At 65.3% G+C, this 15733-nt stretch carries 19 protein-coding genes; 12 read left to right on the top strand and 7 right to left on the bottom strand.

What is annotated here, in order from left to right; translation table 11 throughout:
• The first annotated feature begins 115 nt into the window (after positions 1 to 115).
• From glyA to C7401_RS20700, 7 genes are all read left to right on the top strand, one after another.
• On the top strand, positions 116 to 1363 hold the full coding sequence (gene glyA / locus C7401_RS20730; protein ID WP_112173270.1) for a serine hydroxymethyltransferase: 1248 nt from the start codon (positions 116 to 118) through the stop codon (positions 1361 to 1363).
• 6 nt (positions 1364 to 1369) lie between these two features.
• Positions 1370 to 1861 (top strand): transcriptional regulator NrdR, encoded by a 492-nt coding sequence (gene nrdR, locus C7401_RS20725; protein WP_112173269.1) that lies wholly within the window; start codon positions 1370 to 1372, stop codon positions 1859 to 1861.
• 158 nt (positions 1862 to 2019) lie between these two features.
• Entirely contained in the window at positions 2020 to 2556 is a 537-nt protein-coding gene (locus tag C7401_RS20720; protein WP_112173268.1) for a GspH/FimT family pseudopilin, read from the top strand.
• Positions 2553 to 2981, top strand: coding sequence for a type IV pilus modification PilV family protein (locus tag C7401_RS20715; protein ID WP_146757962.1), 429 nt, complete (start codon positions 2553 to 2555; stop codon positions 2979 to 2981). The genes C7401_RS20720 and C7401_RS20715 overlap by 4 nt, the downstream gene beginning before the upstream one ends.
• Positions 2978 to 3775: a PilW family protein gene (locus C7401_RS20710; RefSeq protein ID WP_112173266.1), complete on the top strand. Its 798-nt coding sequence runs from the start codon at positions 2978 to 2980 to the stop codon at positions 3773 to 3775. Before C7401_RS20715 ends, C7401_RS20710 begins: the two co-directional genes overlap by 4 nt.
• A complete protein-coding gene (locus C7401_RS20705; protein WP_112173265.1) occupies positions 3772 to 4308 on the top strand; it encodes a pilus assembly PilX family protein in 537 nt (178 codons plus the stop codon). Before C7401_RS20710 ends, C7401_RS20705 begins: the two co-directional genes overlap by 4 nt.
• A 17-nt stretch (positions 4309 to 4325) precedes the next feature.
• A complete protein-coding gene (locus tag C7401_RS20700; protein WP_373864450.1) occupies positions 4326 to 4757 on the top strand; it encodes a type IV pilin protein in 432 nt (143 codons plus the stop codon).
• 33 nt (positions 4758 to 4790) lie between these two features.
• Here C7401_RS20700 and C7401_RS20695 read toward each other — a convergent pair whose 3' ends face one another.
• The 3 genes from C7401_RS20695 to C7401_RS20685 all read right to left on the bottom strand — a co-directional run bounded on the left by C7401_RS20695 (position 4791) and on the right by C7401_RS20685 (position 6279).
• Positions 4791 to 5267: a DUF3318 domain-containing protein gene (locus C7401_RS20695; protein WP_112173263.1), complete on the bottom strand. Its 477-nt coding sequence runs from the start codon at positions 5265 to 5267 to the stop codon at positions 4791 to 4793.
• A gap of 120 nt (positions 5268 to 5387) precedes the next feature.
• Positions 5388 to 5774: a phage holin family protein gene (locus tag C7401_RS20690; RefSeq protein WP_112173262.1), complete on the bottom strand. Its 387-nt coding sequence runs from the start codon at positions 5772 to 5774 to the stop codon at positions 5388 to 5390.
• A gap of 202 nt (positions 5775 to 5976) precedes the next feature.
• The gene (locus C7401_RS20685; protein WP_007584918.1) at positions 5977 to 6279 is read right to left on the bottom strand and encodes an ElaB/YgaM/YqjD family protein; all 303 of its coding nucleotides are present in this window, start codon (positions 6277 to 6279) and stop codon (positions 5977 to 5979) included.
• A gap of 373 nt (positions 6280 to 6652) precedes the next feature.
• On the opposite strand from C7401_RS20685, the gene C7401_RS20680 reads away from it, so the two are divergent.
• Positions 6653 to 7291 carry a peroxiredoxin gene (locus C7401_RS20680; RefSeq protein ID WP_112173261.1) on the top strand — a complete coding sequence of 213 codons (639 nt, stop codon included), beginning with the start codon at positions 6653 to 6655 and terminating at the stop codon, positions 7289 to 7291.
• A gap of 90 nt (positions 7292 to 7381) precedes the next feature.
• Here the strand turns inward: C7401_RS20680 and C7401_RS20675 are convergent, their stop codons facing one another.
• A complete protein-coding gene (locus C7401_RS20675) occupies positions 7382 to 8572 on the bottom strand; it encodes an acyl-CoA dehydrogenase (RefSeq protein ID WP_112173260.1) in 1191 nt (396 codons plus the stop codon).
• Positions 8573 to 8687: 115 nt separating this feature from the next.
• Between C7401_RS20675 and C7401_RS20670 the strand changes: the two genes are divergently transcribed.
• Positions 8688 to 9503: an IclR family transcriptional regulator gene (locus C7401_RS20670; protein ID WP_112173259.1), complete on the top strand. Its 816-nt coding sequence runs from the start codon at positions 8688 to 8690 to the stop codon at positions 9501 to 9503.
• A 73-nt stretch (positions 9504 to 9576) separates the two neighbouring features.
• On the opposite strand, the gene argF is transcribed toward C7401_RS20670, so the two are convergent.
• Positions 9577 to 10506, bottom strand: a complete 930-nt coding sequence (gene argF, locus C7401_RS20665; RefSeq protein ID WP_112173416.1) for an ornithine carbamoyltransferase — start codon at positions 10504 to 10506, stop codon at positions 9577 to 9579.
• Positions 10507 to 11140: 634 nt separating this feature from the next.
• On the opposite strand from argF, the gene C7401_RS20660 reads away from it, so the two are divergent.
• A complete protein-coding gene (locus C7401_RS20660; RefSeq protein ID WP_112173258.1) occupies positions 11141 to 11488 on the top strand; it encodes a DUF3579 domain-containing protein in 348 nt (115 codons plus the stop codon).
• 208 nt (positions 11489 to 11696) lie between these two features.
• On the opposite strand, the gene rpsT is transcribed toward C7401_RS20660, so the two are convergent.
• On the bottom strand, positions 11697 to 11969 hold the full coding sequence (gene rpsT / locus C7401_RS20655) for a 30S ribosomal protein S20 (protein WP_112173257.1): 273 nt from the start codon (positions 11967 to 11969) through the stop codon (positions 11697 to 11699).
• A gap of 432 nt (positions 11970 to 12401) precedes the next feature.
• Here rpsT and murJ point away from each other — a divergent pair, with 432 nt between their 5' ends.
• Positions 12402 to 13952: a murein biosynthesis integral membrane protein MurJ gene (gene murJ, locus C7401_RS20650; RefSeq protein ID WP_112173256.1), complete on the top strand. Its 1551-nt coding sequence runs from the start codon at positions 12402 to 12404 to the stop codon at positions 13950 to 13952.
• A gap of 5 nt (positions 13953 to 13957) precedes the next feature.
• Positions 13958 to 14797 (top strand): SirB1 family protein, encoded by an 840-nt coding sequence (locus C7401_RS20645; RefSeq protein WP_112173255.1) that lies wholly within the window; start codon positions 13958 to 13960, stop codon positions 14795 to 14797.
• Between the two features lie 92 nt (positions 14798 to 14889).
• On the opposite strand, the gene C7401_RS20640 is transcribed toward C7401_RS20645, so the two are convergent.
• Positions 14890 to 15648 carry an SDR family NAD(P)-dependent oxidoreductase gene (locus tag C7401_RS20640; RefSeq protein ID WP_112173254.1) on the bottom strand — a complete coding sequence of 253 codons (759 nt, stop codon included), beginning with the start codon at positions 15646 to 15648 and terminating at the stop codon, positions 14890 to 14892.
• Positions 15649 to 15733: the final 85 nt, after the last annotated feature.

Here is a 15733-nt window from a genome sequence, read left to right as displayed (position 1 = left end):
TGTGCGGCGCCTCCTTCCGCCACGTCAAGGCTGGCCTCTTTGCCAGCAGCGCCGCGTACCCGCTACGCGTTCCGCGCGAGACCCGGTCAACCTGAACACACTTAACGGAATCCGTATGTTTGACAGAGCCGAAAGCACCAACGCCAACGTCGATCCCGAACTCTTCAAGGCGATCGAACTCGAAAACCGCCGCCAGGAAGAGCACATCGAGCTCATCGCGTCGGAAAACTACACCTCGCCCGCGGTCATGGCCGCTCAGGGCTCGCAGCTCACCAACAAGTACGCCGAAGGCTACCCCGGTAAGCGCTATTACGGCGGCTGCGAATACGTGGATATCGTCGAGCAGCTCGCGATCGACCGCGTGAAGCAACTGTTCGGCGCCGAAGCCGCGAACGTTCAGCCGAACTCGGGCTCGCAGGCCAACCAGGGCGTGTTCTTCGCCGTGCTCAAGCCGGGCGACACGATCATGGGCATGAGCCTCGCCGAAGGCGGTCACCTCACGCACGGCATGGCGCTCAACATGAGCGGCAAGTGGTTCAACGTGGTGAGCTACGGCCTCGACGCCAACGAAGACATCGACTACGAAGCGCTCGAAAAGCGCGCGCACGAAACCAAGCCGAAGCTGATCATCGCCGGTGCGTCGGCATTCGCGCTGCGTATCGACTTCGAGCGCATCTCCAAGGTTGCCAAGGCCGTTGGCGCGTACTTCATGGTCGACATGGCGCACTACGCAGGCCTGATCGCCGCGGGCGTCTACCCGAACCCGGTGCCGCACGCCGACTTCGTCACCACGACCACGCACAAGAGCCTGCGCGGCCCGCGCGGCGGCGTGATCCTGATGAAGGCCGAATTCGAGAAGCAGATCAACTCGGCGATCTTCCCGGGCATCCAGGGCGGTCCGCTCATGCACGTGATCGCGGGCAAGGCCGTGGCGTTCAAGGAAGCGCTCGCGCCGGAATTCAAGACCTATCAGCAGCAAGTGGTCGAAAACGCGCGCGTGCTGGCCGAAACCCTGGTCAAGCGCGGTCTGCGCATCGTCTCGGGCCGCACGGAAAGCCACGTGATGCTGGTCGACCTGCGTGCGAAGAACATCACCGGCAAGGCAGCGGAAGCCGTGCTCGGCTCCGCGCACATCACGGTGAACAAGAACGCGATCCCGAACGACCCGGAAAAGCCGTTCGTGACGAGCGGTATCCGTCTGGGTTCGCCGGCGATGACGACGCGCGGCTTCGGCGTGAAGGAAGCCGAGCAGGTGGGCAACCTGATTGCCGACGTGCTCGACAATCCGGAAGACGCAGCGACGATCGAGCGCGTGAAGGCGCAGGTCGCCGAGCTGACGAAGCGCTTCCCGGTTTACCGCTAAGCCAGTATGCGCTGCCCCTTTTGCCGGCACGAAGACACGCAGGTCGTCGACTCGCGCGTGTCCGAAGACGGCGCCGCGATCCGGCGCCGCCGCCGCTGCCCGGCCTGCGACAAGCGTTTCACGACGTACGAGCGGGTCGAGCTGGCGATGCCGGCCATCGTCAAAAAGGACGGCAGCCGCACGGAGTTCGACCGCCGCAAGATCATGGCGAGCATGCAACTGGCGCTGCGCAAGCGGCCCGTTGCAGCCGACGCGATCGACGCGGCGGTTGCCCGCATCGAGTATCAACTGCTCGGTAGCGGCGAGCGCGAAGTGCGCAGCGAGCGCCTTGGCGAGCTCGTGATGGGCGAATTGCGCGAACTCGACAAGGTCGCGTTCGTACGTTTTGCTTCGGTGTACCGACGCTTCGAAGACGTTTCCGAATTCGAGGACGTGATCGAGGAATTCCGCCGCACCGGCGCCGCCGCCACGCCTGCTGTTCCCGCGAAAAAGCGCTGAGCGCGTTCGCATAGCTTTTCCTCCTGTTCCCTGCCGCTGTCGTGATGCTTGCATTCTCGCGAGTCGGCGTCGCGCGCACCAGCTAGCCGTTCGGCTAATTGTTTCGTTTCGCATTCGTCCGTAGATTGATGGCAATCCATTCAAATTAAGGATTGCTGATGAAATGCGGAGGATTCACGCTCATCGAAGCGATGGTCGTCATCGTCTTGCTGGCGATCGGCGCGACCCTGTCCACCCCCGTTTTTACCGCCTGGCGCGTGCGCGACCAGGTCGATGCGCGCGCCAATGCGATGCTCGGCACGCTCGCCTATGCGCGCAACGAAGCGATCCGGCGCAAGGCGCGCATTACCGTTTGCCGTGTCGACGCGGCGCGCAACTGTCTTGCGGCGGCGAAGGCGTGCCCGTCGGGTCTTGCCGACTGGTCGTGCGGCTGGGCCGTCATGTTCGAGCGAGGCGGCGCCTACGTGCCGCTGCGCGTGCAGCCGGCGCTCGACGCGATTGCGGTGGCGTCCGGGCTCACCGCCATTACGTTTACGCCGCCGGCGGGGCAGACCATTGGCAGTCTGCGCAATATCGAGGTCGCGCCGCGCGCCGCTTCGGCGGCACAGCGCGGCGCGCGATGGCGGCGCTGCATACGCATCGCGGCGGGCGGCCGGGCGCGGATTAGCGACGGTGCGTGCGCGGGGGCGTCATGAGGTGGGCAGGCATTGCTGGCGAGCGTGGATCGACGCTGCTCGAAGTCGCCATCGCGCTTGGCATCATGGCGATGAGCGGTCTTGGCTTGATGAGCACGCAATTCGGTTTGGCTCGCCATGCGCAGTTGGCAGCGGCGCGCGAGCGCGCCGTTTTCGCCGCCGCCGCGCTTGCCGAAGCCGCACGCGCGACGGCGGTGACGGGCGCGGCCACGGATCGATGGAAGGCGCTGTCGACATCCATCGTGCCAGAAGGGCGCCTCGCCACATCGAGCAGCGCAGGCGAAGTGTCGATCGCGAGCGCCACCTGGCTTGCCACGCAGTTCGCAGCGGCCTCGGGCGCGGCTGCGGCTGCGCGGGCGCAGCCGTGTCTTGACGTCGCGGTCCCGGCGGGACGCGACTGCGTAGCGCTGGCGTTCCTGCGATGAAACCGAAGCTCACCCTGGCGCGTCGAGGCGCTGGCCACACGCTTCTCGAACTGACGATTGCCGTGGCGCTCGGCCTCGTGGTGACGCTTGGCGCGCTGGCGGCCTACCGGTCGCAGCGTCAGGCGTTCGCGTATGCGAGCGATGCCGCGCGCATTCACGAGGCAGGCATGAACGCGTTGCTGCTGATGGGCGAGCAGATCCAGATGGCCGGGTTCGTCGCCGCCGATACGCGCGTGCCGCTTGCCGGCCCGGCGATCTTCGGTTGCACGGCTGGGCGGCCGGTGGGCGCGGACGCCGCGCTTGCCTGCGAATCGCTATCGGGCCGCTCGGACGGGCTCGCGGTGCGCTACCAGGGCGACGGCGTATCGACGTGGCCCGCCGCGAACGGCCAGGTCACGGACTGCCTCGGTCAGGCGGCGGGTGCGGCCGGTAGCGAGATCGTGAATCGCTATCACGTCAAGGCGAGCGCATCGACCGGCGAGCCCGAACTCTACTGCGAAGGCTCGGGCAAGGTTGGCACGGCGCAGCCGCTCGTCGAGGGCGTGGAGCGCTTGCGGTTGCGTTACTGGACGGCGGGTGCGGCGCAGCCGGTCGATGCGTCGGTGCTTGCGCGCGATCAGTGGGCCTCGGTCGTCGCCGTCGATCTGTGCGTGCTGGTGCGCGGCGGCGCTTTTCCCCGGCGCACGCACTATGTCGATTGCGAGGGCGCGCAGGGGCTCGGCGCAGACGGGCGGGCGCGGCAGGCGTTCTGGCGGCACATCGTGCTGCGCAATGCGGCGCTGGCGGCGTCATGACGTTGGCCCGTATGCATCTGCGCTTCAGTCGGCCCGCACAGCGCGGTATGGCGTTGCCGGTCGTGCTGCTCATCGTCTCGATGATGCTGGTGAGTTCGGCGGCCTCGTTCGAGGCGGCGCTGCTCGAGGCACGCAACGCCGACGCCGTCGTCGATCATCTGCGCGCCTTTCATGCCGCCGAAGCCGCGCTCGTACTCTGCGCGCGTGAGTTGGCGAATGGCTCGATGAGCGCACCCGTCGCCGCGACGCAATCCGGCGAGCCGCAAGCCTGGCGGCGGCAAGACACCTTCGAGCGCCAGGCGCTCACGCCTGTTGCCGCGTGGCCGGGATCGGCCCGGCCGCCGCAGTGCCTGGCCGAGGCGTGGCGTATCGACAGCCGTCCACTGGCGCGTGCGTATCTCGTCACCGCGCGCGGCTTCGGCGCGTCCGAACAGGCGCAAAGCTGGCTACAGGCGCAGTTGATCTTCGACGACACAGGCGACGCAAGGCACATCGAGCGCCATTGGCGGCAGGTCGTTGCGCGGCCGTTTTGACGAGTGGAGGAGGCATGGTGAAAAACTACCGGCACCGCGCGTTCACGCTGCTCGAACTGGTCGTTGCGCTCGCGGTGGCGGCCGTGGTTGCGGCCTTCGCGTTGCCGTCGTGGCACGCGCAGATCGCACGCGGGCACCGCGTCGACGCCGTGGCGGCGCTTTACCGCGCGGCGCAGTTCGTCGACACGCAGAGCGCTTCGACCGGAACGCTGCCGGCAGGATTCGATCAGTCGCCGTCAACGGGCGCGCCGGTTTACCGCCTGCGCCTCATGCCTGCCGACGACTCCAACGGGGGCTACGCGATCGCGGCCGAGCCCGTGGAAACCGGACCGATGCGCGACGACGCTTGCGGCGCGTACGTGCTCGACGCCACAGGCGTGCGCCGCAATCAGGGCGTGGGCGGCAGCGCAGCCGAGGCGGTTGTGCAGACGTGCTGGAAGGATCGATGAGCGGCGCGGGGAGGCAGACGAGCCGCGAGCGGATCAGCCGGTGAGATCGTCTTCGTCGGATGAATTGCGGGAAGCGCGGCCAGGCGCCGCGCCGCGCTGGCGTCGCACCTGCTGCCACACGCGGTACGCCTCCCATGCCGTGAAGGCGAGTCCGCCCCACTTGATGACGGGGCGCGCGGCGCTAACGAGGCTCGTGCGCAGCGGCTTGGCAACGATGAGCGAGACGAGCGAACTGAGCAGCGGATATTGCTTGAGCAGATTGCCGAGACCGGCGCCCACGCCGCCGCCGCCGGACCCAGAGCGGCTGAAGCCGGGCACCACGAAGCGCAGCCAGCTGAAATTGGTGACCGCCGAGCGGAGTTCGACGATCGATTCGGACATTTCGGCGCGCTCGACAGCGGCGCGCACGAGCAGCAGTTCCTTGCGCAACGCGCGCAGTTGCGGCGTAGAAAGGTCGTGCGAGCGAATGCGGTTGGGGCGAAAGGAGGTGTCCGGTCGGGGTTGGCTCATGGCGTCGGCTCGCGGCTATCAGGTCGAAGGCGGGATCACAGGCGGATCGAAGGGCGCTGTGCGGGCGCGCGGTGGGTGCCGGGGCATCAAGCTTCCGGCAGGCATCGCAAGCCCGGCCGGCTAGGGTTTGCGCAGGATTTCGCGGTCTTTTTCGAATTCCTCTAGCGTCGCCTGGAAGACGAGCGGCGCATTGCGCAGCCCTGCTCGCGCCTTCATGGCGCAGACGATCGCTGCGATCGCGTAGACGGCCGTAATGCAGGCAAGCGCTTGCCAGCGCCACGTGTCCCAGAACGCGATGGCAACGAGCGCGGTGAGCGCGACGAGCGCGAGCAAGGCGAGCATCATCGCCGCGAGGCCGAGGAACAGCACGGCGATCAACCGGTCCTTCTCTTCGGCGAGTTCGATGCCTATCAGCTCGAGACGCGTTTGAAGCATCGCGAACGCAGAGCTGAGCAGCCGGCGCAAGGGTCCGTGTTCGTGGCGCTGCGATTGGGTGTCTGTCGTCATGGCGAGGGCAGGTTGCGCAGGCGAGTGCGCGAGCAAGGCGCGAGAAAAAACGGCCGGCGGCGTCGCCCGGCGAGACCGGTGGGCGAAGCGGCGCTCAGCGTAGGCGAGAAGCCATCCGGGCGTTAGCGGCCCCGAGACGGCTTCTCGTGCGTATGGCGCGCGGTTCAGCGACCGCGCGCCGTACGGCGGCGCTGGCGGGCGCTTACTTGCGGTTGATCAGCAGACCGACCAGCACGCCCACGCCGGCAGCGATGCCGATCGATGCCCACGGATGCTCGTGCACGTAGTCGTCGGTGGCGCGCGCCGCTTTCTTGCCTTTCTCGACCACGACCACCTGGACGTCGGCGGCTTTCTCTTTTGCCTGTTTCAGACGCGAGAGTGCCGTTTCGCGCAACTCCGACGCGCGCTCGCCCGTAGCGCTCGCTGCCTGCTTGAGCAGGTCCTCTGCATCCGCGAGGACGGTTTTGATATCGGACATCAGCCTCTCCTTGTTGACTTCTGACATTGACTGGCTCCCATCGTGTCACATCACGCGTGAATCGTAACAAAGATACGGGCGCTGGCAAGCGTGACGCGCAGTCACGAGCCGAATTCGCACGATCCGTTCCTGCGAAGGCGCACGGGAAAGTGTCTGGATTAAGCGCACAAAGACATGCGCGCGATGAGACGTATTGAGTTGATCCGGCACCCAAAGTTTCCACATGATGGCTCAAAATGACAAAAACGCATACCGGTGTGAGGCGATGTTCGTTAGCGGGGCACGAGCGCGACCTGTATGCTTGAGTATGTAAACGTCCACTGGATCATCGGGCCGTGCGCCCGGATTCGTTCAGAGCGCGTTCAAAACGCGTTCACACCTCGTACAAAGGAAGCCCACCATGAGTCTACGTCTTGGCGATATCGCACCCGACTTCGATCAGGATTCGAGCATTGGCCGTATCAAGTTTCATGAATGGCTTGGCAACAGCTGGGGCGTGCTGTTCTCGCACCCGGCCGACTTCACGCCGGTCTGCACGACCGAGCTTGGCCTGACCGCGAAGCTCAAGGACGAATTCGAGAAGCGCAATGTGAAGACGATCGCGCTCTCCGTGGATAACGCCGAATCGCACAACGAGTGGATCAAGGACATCAACGAGACGCAGGCGGCGAACGTCGGCTTCCCGATTCTGGCCGACGGCGACCGCAAGGTCTCCACGCTGTACGACATGATTCACCCGAACGCGAACGAGACGCTCACCGTGCGCTCGCTGTTCGTGATCGACCCGAACAAGAAGGTGCGTCTCATCATCACGTACCCGGCGAGCACGGGCCGCAACTTCGACGAAGTGCTGCGCGTGATCGACTCGCTGCAACTCACCGACCACTACCAGGTCGCCACGCCCGGCAACTGGAAGCAGGGCGATGACGTCGTGATCGTGCCGTCGCTGAAGGACGAAGAGGTCATCAAGCAGAAGTTCCCGAAGGGCTACAAGGCGCTGCGTCCGTATCTGCGCATGACGCCGCAGCCGAACAAGTAAGCTGCACGGCTGAAGCCGAAAAAAAAACGCCGCACGAAACGAATCGTGCGGCGTTTTTTCATGCGCAGGCGGCGCGAGGCAGGGGGACGATCAGAAGAACGCCTGAATGCCCGTTTGCGCGCGGCCCAGGATCAGCGCGTGAATGTCGTGCGTGCCTTCGTACGTGTTCACCACTTCGAGGTTCACGAGGTGGCGCGCCACGCCGAACTCGTCGGAGATGCCGTTGCCGCCCAGCATGTCGCGCGCGAGACGCGCGATGTCGAGCGACTTGCCGCACGAGTTGCGCTTCATGATCGAGGTGATCTCGACGGCGGCCGTGCCTTCGTCCTTCATGCGGCCCAGACGCAGGCAGCCTTGCAGGCCGAGCGTGATTTCCGTCTGCATGTCGGCGAGCTTTTTCTGGATCAGCTGGTTGGCGGCGAGCGGGCGGCCGAACTGCTTGCGGTCGAGCACGTACTGACGCGCCGTGTGCCAGCAGGATTCCGCGGCGCCGAGCGCGCCCCAGGCGATGCCGTAGCGTGCCGAGTTCAGGCAGGTGAACGGACCGCGCAGGCCCTTCACGCCCGGCATGATGTTCTCTTCCGGCACGAACACCTCGTCGAGCACGATCTCGCCGGTGATCGAGGCGCGCAGGCCCACCTTGCCGTGGATGGCCGGGGCCGAGAGACCCTTCCAGCCCTTTTCCAGGATGAAGCCGCGGATGTCGTCCTTGCCGTCTTCCTCGAGCTTCGCCCAGACGACGAACACGTCGGCGATCGGCGAGTTCGTGATCCACATCTTCGCGCCCGAGAGCGAGAAGCCGCCGTTCACCTTCTTCGCGCGCGTGACCATGCTGCCCGGGTCCGAGCCGTGGTTCGGCTCCGTGAGGCCGAAGCAGCCGATCCATTCACCGCTCGCGAGCTTCGGCAGGTACTTCTGCTTTTGCGCTTCCGAGCCGAATTCGTAGATCGGCACCATCACGAGCGATGACTGCACCGACATCATCGAGCGATAGCCCGAGTCGATCCGCTCGACTTCGCGTGCGATCAGACCATAGGCGACGTAGTTGAGGCCGGGGCCGCCGTATTGCTCGGGAATCGTCGGGCCGAGCAGACCGACTTCGCCCATTTCGCGGAAGATCGACGCGTCCGTTTTCTCGTGGCGGAACGCTTCCAGCACGCGCGGCGCAAGCTTGTCTTGCGAGTAGGCGGCGGCGGCGTCGCGCACCATGCGCTCGTCCTCGGTGAGCTGCTGGTCGAGCAACAGCGGATCTTCCCAATGGAACTGGGCGTTTGCGGCCATGGTGTCTCTCCTTGCTTTCCTGAATCCTTGAATTGGGCGAATTTGCGCTTGACGTTAGTTCCGCTATGCGGAACAATGTTTTGCAAATTGACTTTAGTGTAGCACTAGCGCACCCATGTCTGCATCCGGATCGACGACAACTTCATCGTTTTCTTCCTCGCTGGCCGAGGGTCCGATCGACGAACGCAAGTTCGTCGTGGCGCTTGCTCGCGGGCTCGACCTGCTGCGGGCGTTCCGGCCCGGCGAGACGCTGCTCGGCAACCGCGACTTCGTCGAGCGCACGGGCTTGCCCAAGGCGACCGTGAACCGGCTCGCCTACACGCTCACCGTGCTCGGCTACCTGCGTTTCGACGAATCGCTCGGCAAATATGCGCTCGACGCGGGTGTGCTGTCACTGGGCTTCGCGCTGCTCTCGGGTACCGACACGCTCGAACTCGCGCGCCCGCACATGCGCGAGTTCGCGCGCGAGGTGGGGGCGGCGGTGTCGCTCGGGTGCCGCGACGGCCTCGACGTGATTTATCTGGAGACGATCCGCAGCGAGACGGCGCTTACGCTCGGTCTCGCTTCGGGTTCGCGCCTCTCGATGCTGACGAGTTCGATGGGGCGTGCGTACCTGGCCGTGCAGCCCATCGACGTGCGCCTCGCGCTGTTCGCCGAACTGGAGAAGGCGGCGGGCGCGCAAGGGCCGGCGCTGGTCGAAGCCGCGAAGCGCGAGATCGAAGTGTTCGGCAAGGAAGGGTGCTGCTACTCGTTTCGCGACTGGCACGAAGACGTCAACGCCGTGGCGGTGCCATTTCGCGAGCCGCGCGAGCGGCGCTGGCTCGTGCTCAGTTGCAGCGGGCCGGCTTCGTCGATGGGGCCCGAGGTGTTCCGCGAGCGCGTCGCGCCGCTTTTGAAGGCTCTCGCGCGGCGTCTTGGCGAAACGGTCTGACGACCGTCGCGAGCGCGGACGAAAAAAAGCCGACCCGAGGGTCGGCTTTTTTGCAAGGCAGCGTGCGCTGGCCTTAGTGGTTCAGGCGGCCGAGCAGCAGGAACTCCATGAGCGCCTTCTGCACGTGCAGGCGGTTTTCCGCCTCGTCCCACACCACGCTCTGCGGGCCGTCGATCACTTCGGCGCTCACTTCCTCGCCGCGGTGCGCGGGCAGGCAGTGCATGAAGAGCGCGTCGGCGTTGGCGCGGGCCATCATCGGCGCGTCCACGCACCAGTCGGCGAAGGCCTGCTTGCGCGCTTCGTTTTCGGCTTCGAAGCCCATGCTGGTCCAGACGTCCGTGGTGACGAGGTCAGCGCCGTCGCAGGCGTCGTGCGGGTCCGCGAACACTTCGTAGAACGGCTGGCTTTCCGGCGCGACCAGCGCGGGGTCGAGCGGGTAGCCCGGCGGCGTGGAGATGCGCAGCTTGAAGCCGAGGATATGCGCGGCTTCGATCCACGTGTAGAGCATGTTGTTGGCGTCGCCAACCCACGCGACGGTCTTGCCGCGAATCGGCCCGCGATGCTCGTAGTACGTGAAGATGTCGGCCAGCACCTGGCAAGGGTGATATTCGTTCGTGAGGCCGTTGATGACCGGCACGCGCGAGCTTTCGGCAAAACGCTCGAGGATGTCCTGGCCGAACGTGCGGATCATGATGATGTCGACCATGCGCGAGATCACCTGCGCCGAATCCTCGATCGGTTCGCCGCGGCCGAGCTGCGTGTCGCGCGTGTTCATGAACACGGCGTGGCCGCCCAGCTGGAAGATGCCGGCTTCGAACGAGAGGCGCGTGCGCGTGGAGCTCTTCTCGAAGATCATCGCCAGCGTGCGGTCGTGCAGCGGGTGATAGGTCTCGTAGTTCTTGAACTTGCGCTTCAGGATGCGCGCGCGCTCCAGCACATATTCATATTCGTCAAGGGAGAAATCCTTGAACTGAAGGTAATGGCGTATGGTCCGGGAGGTCATGAAACGAAAAACGGCGCCCGATCCGGCCTCGAACTGCATGCTGGGGCCGGCGACGCCGCTGCGGTTGGTGGTAAGTCAAAGCAGCATAAAGGATTTTGCGCAGTTTGACGAGTTGCCCGAAAGTTTGGCGAGGCACGGCGGCGCGCGCCGCATCCCGGTTCGAGGGGCGTCGGCGCGGCCCGACTTTAGCCTTTCAGATGCCTTGTGTGCGCTGCGTCATAACGGCCGGTACGCTATAATCTCAGGGATTTCTTAGGCACGACAAACGGGTCCTGGACGTATGCGGCGGCAAGGTGGCAACGCCTCGCAGCAACGGCAGAAAAGCCCGCGGGAGCGGCCTGTGCGCTGAGCGGCAGCGCGTCCGGAATCGACCTGCCCATCCCTTTGCGGCGATTGCTCTGCATCGATCGTTTGGTATCGATTGCTTTGCCAAAGGCAGCGGCGGCGATTTTCGAGACTGTGCGGCCGGGCGGGGTGCGCGGGCAGCCGTTCCCCATCCATCGGACTGTCCATGCGCATGGCGGCGGGCGAACCCCCGTGGCCGGCATCCCGCGGTACAAGCGCGGGCGCAGCGCTCGTGCCGCCGTTACATGCTGCAAACGCACCCAGCAGCTATACACACAGGTACTCCTGCATGGCCGACGACGCTCCAACCGAATACTTCATTCAAGGCATCACCAGCTCGGGGAAGAAGTTTCGACCGAGTGACTGGTCGGAGCGTCTCGCGGGCGTGATGTCGAGCTTCGGCCCGAAAGCGTCGGCCAATGCTCGCGGCCCGAACGCCTACCTGCGCTATTCGCTCTATGTGCGTCCCACGATGATCGGCGACCTCAAGGTCGTGGTGCTGGACTCGCGCCTGAAGGACATCGAGCCGATGGCCTTCAACTTCGTGCTGAACTTCGCCAAGGACAACGATCTCGTCGTGACCGAGGCGTGCGAGCTGCCCGAGGACCACGCAACGCAGCGCGGCGGCTCTCGCTGAGCCTCGCGGCGCGAACGACCCGCTTCGGCGGGTTTTTTTACGTCCGCTTTCTTCCGTTGTCCGTTTCGTTCGCGCTGGTCTGCGCTGGTCTGCGTCGGTCCGGAGACGGGCGGTGCGAAACGTCGAGGCAACAAAAAACCCGCCGAAGCGGGTTTTTCTTGTGACGCAGGAGAAGTCGTGCCCGTGGTGACGGGCAGCCTGAATCTCTTTACTGCGCGGCTTGCATTGCCTTGACGGCAGCAGCCAGGCGGCTCTTGTGGCGAGCGGCCTTGTTCTTGTGGACGATCTTCTTGTCCGAGATGATGTCGAGCGTCTTGGCCGATGCCTTCAGAACTTCAGCAGCCTTTGCCTTGTCGCCGGCGTCGATCGCCTTGCGAACAGCCTTGATGGCGGTGCGGAACTTCGAGCGCAGTGCCGAGTTGTGTGCGTTTGCCTTGACGGCTTGACGAGCGCGCTTGCGTGCTTGTGCGGAGTTTGCCATTTCGATTCCTTGTGATTGCGGAGCGCGGACCCGCCGACCTGTGGTCGTGCCGGACAACGCTCTTTGCCTGGATTTGCTCTTTCGGCAGTGTTGCCTGAAAGCGCAAAACGGTATTTGCCGGCTTGCCGGCCGCGCCTTTTGTGCCAAAGCGAAGAAGCTGGCCCGAAATCTCCGGATGCTTCCCGCTCCCTTTCCAAGGCGCGTTTCGGGTCATACTCGCAATGAGCGAGAGAACTCGAATCGACGATTATAGCAAGAGAATCGTCGAGGTGACAATCGTGACGTATTTGCGACGTCAAGGGCTGTCAGAGGTGAACGCCTTTAACGCGACGCGGTCACAATCAGCGCCCTTTGCCGTTGCCTCCTCGCGGCGCAGGCCTTCGGGCCGCGCATGCGCGACGGACCGGACGGCGCCCGTATAATAAGCGCCCCATGAATCTATTCCGAGCCCTGCTGACAGTCAGCGGCTTCACGCTGCTGTCGCGCGTGACCGGTCTGGCCCGAGAAACGCTGATTGCCCGCGCATTTGGCGCGAGTCAGTACACCGACGCTTTCTACGTCGCGTTTCGCATTCCCAACCTGCTGCGCCGCATCTCGGCGGAAGGCGCCTTTTCGCAGGCGTTCGTGCCGATTCTCGCGGAGTTCAAGAACCAGAAGGGCCACGACGCCACGCGCGCGCTCGTCGACGCGACCTCGACCGTGCTCGCCTGGGTGCTCGCGGCCCTGTCGCTGCTCGGCATCTTCGGCGCGTCGTTCGTCGTGATCGTGGTCGCTTCGGGCTTGAAGAGCGACGGCCAGGCGTTCCCGCTCGCCGTCACGATGACGCGCATCATGTTCCCCTACATCGTGTTCATCTCGCTGACGTCGCTCGCGTCCGGCGTGCTCAACACGTACAAGCAGTTCTCGCTGCCCGCGTTCGCGCCGGTGCTGCTCAACGTTTCGTTCATCACGGCGGCCGTGGCGTTCGCGCCGCACATGAAGCAGCCGGTCTACGCGCTCGCATGGGCCGTGATCGTGGGCGGCGTGCTGCAATTCCTCGTGCAGTTGCCGGGCTTGAAGCGCATCGACATGATGCCGCGCATCGGCCTGAACCCGCTCAAGGCGCTTGCGCACAAGGGCGTGAAGCGTGTGCTCGCGAAGATGGTGCCGGCCATGTTCGCCGTCTCGGTCGCGCAGATCAGCCTCATCATCAACACCAATATCGCTTCGCGTCTCGGGCCGGGCGCAGTGTCGTGGATCAACTACGCCGACCGCCTGATGGAGTTCCCTACGGCGCTGCTCGGCGTGGCGCTCGGCACGATCCTGCTGCCGAGTCTCTCGAAAGCGCACGTGGACGCCGATCCGCACGAGTATTCCGCGCTGCTCGACTGGGGTCTGCGCGTGACCTTCCTGCTCGCCGCGCCTTCGGCCGTCGCGCTGTTCTTCTTCGCCGAGCCGCTCACGGCCACGCTGTTTCACTACGGCAAGTTCGACGCAACCTCCGTCGTCATGACGGGCCGCGCGCTCGCGGCGTACGGCGTGGGGCTCATCGGCCTCATTCTCATCAAGATCCTGGCGCCGGGTTTCTACGCGCGCCAGGACATCAAGACGCCGGTGAAGATCGGCGTGGGTGTGCTCATCGCCACGCAGATCAGCAACTACTTCTTCGTGCCGATCTTCTCGCACGCGGGCCTGACGCTCTCGGTCGGCCTGGGCGCCTGCATCAACGCGCTGCTGCTCTTCATCGGGCTGCGCCGCCGCGGCATCTACATGCCGTCGTCGGGCTGGACGACGTTCTTCGTGCAATTGCTCGGGGCATGCCTCGTGCTCGCAGGGGCCATGCACTGGTGTGCGATCAGCTACGACTGGATCGCGCTGCGTCACGAACCGCTCGCGCGCATTGCGCTGCTCGGCGCGTGTCTCGTCCTGTTCGCGGCGCTATATTTCGGTATGCTGTGGCTCATGGGTTTCAAATACGCGTACTTCAAGAGGCGGACGAAGTGAGCACGATGTCTACGCGGGTTCTGGATTATTTCAGCGCGCTCGTTGCCGATGACGAGAGCCTGCCGCTCACCGAAGCGGCACTCGCGATTGCCCAGGACGCGTATCCGGATCTGGATATGCAGGGCACGCTCGCCGAGATCGACGAACTCGCGCTGCGCGTGCGTCGCCGCATGCCCGAGGGCGCGGACGTGCGTCAGCAGGTCGGCGTGCTCAACCGCTGCTTCTTTCGCGAGATGGGCTTCGCCGCCAATCTCAACGATTTTCTCGATCCCGATAACAGCCATCTGAACGTCGTGCTCAAGCGCCGCCGCGGCATCCCCATTTCGCTGGCGGTGCTGTATCTGGAGGTGGCGGGGCAGCTTGGATTGCCGGTGAAGGGCGTGTCGTTTCCGGGACATTTCCTGCTGCGCGTGACGCTGCCCGAAGGCGACGAAATGCTCGACCCCACCACGGGCCGCACGCTCACCGAGTCCGACATGGTGGAGATGCTCGAACCGTTCGTGGCCAACGCGGGCGACTCGGTGGCGCGCGCGCTGCGCATGCTGCTCGAACCCGCCACGCGGCGCGAGATCGTCGCGCGCATGCTGCGCAACCTGAAGGCCGTGTATCTCCAGACCGAGCGCTGGCAACGCCTGCTCGCCATCCAGCAGCGGCTCGTGATCCTGCTGCCGGAGAGTATCGAGGAAGTGCGCGACCGCGGCTTCGCGTATGCGCGCCTCGACTATCTGCGCCCGGCGCTCGAAGACCTCGAACACTATCTCGACGAGCGCCCCGAGGCCGAAGACGCGACCGTCGTCGAATCGCAGTTGCACGAGCTACGCCAGCGCACGCTCGATAACGACTGAAGGCGCGACCGGACGAGCCCTGGACGCCAAAATGCAAAAGCCCGCGATAGACGTCGCGGGCTTTTTTGTTTTGCGCGGGGCAGGGCGCCGCGTTACTTCGGCTGCATGCGGATCGCGCCGTCCAGGCGAATCACCTCGCCATTGAGCATCGGATTCTCGACGATCTGCTTGACGAGCATCGCGTACTCGTCCGGCTTGCCGAGGCGCGGGGGGAACGGCACCATCGCGCCGAGCGCGTCCTGCACGTCCTTGGGCATGCCGAGCAGCATCGGCGTTTCGAAGAGGCCGGGCGCGATCGTCATCACACGGATACCGCTGCGCGAGAGGTCGCGCGCGATCGGCAGCGTCATGGCGACGACGCCGCCCTTCGATGCTGCATAGGCCGCCTGGCCGATCTGGCCGTCGTACGCCGCCACCGAAGCCGTGTTGACGATCACGCCGCGCTCGCCGCCCTCGGCGGGCGCGGTCTGGGCAATGGCGGCCGCCGCGAGGCGGATCATGTTGAAAGTGCCGATGAGGTTGACCGAGATGGTCTTCGAGAACGTGTCGAGCGGGTGCGGGCCGTCCTTGCCCACGGTCTTCACGGCGGGCGCGATGCCCGCGCAGTTCACGAGGCCGCGCAGCGTGCCGAGCGCGGTTGCCGCGGCCACGGCGCGCGCGCCGTCTTCCTCGCTCGCCACGTTGCACTTCACGAACACGCCGCCCAGCTCACCGGCGAGCGCGTTGCCGGCGTCCTCGTTGAGGTCGGCGATGACGACCTTGCCGCCCTGCGCCGCGATGAGGCGGGCGCTGGCCGCGCCGAGGCCCGACGCGCCGCCGGTGATGAGGAATACGTTGTCGCGGATCTGCATGTCTTGTCTCCTTTCGTTGTGCTCGTGCCTGGCGCAGGAGCAAGCCCACGCGAGACCTACCAAAAACAAAGCGGGCCGGCCGGCG

The sequence above is a fragment of the Paraburkholderia unamae genome (assembly GCF_003268775.1).
GTDB lineage: Bacteria > Pseudomonadota > Gammaproteobacteria > Burkholderiales > Burkholderiaceae > Paraburkholderia > Paraburkholderia unamae.
This window is presented reverse-complemented; position numbering and strand designations above follow the sequence as displayed.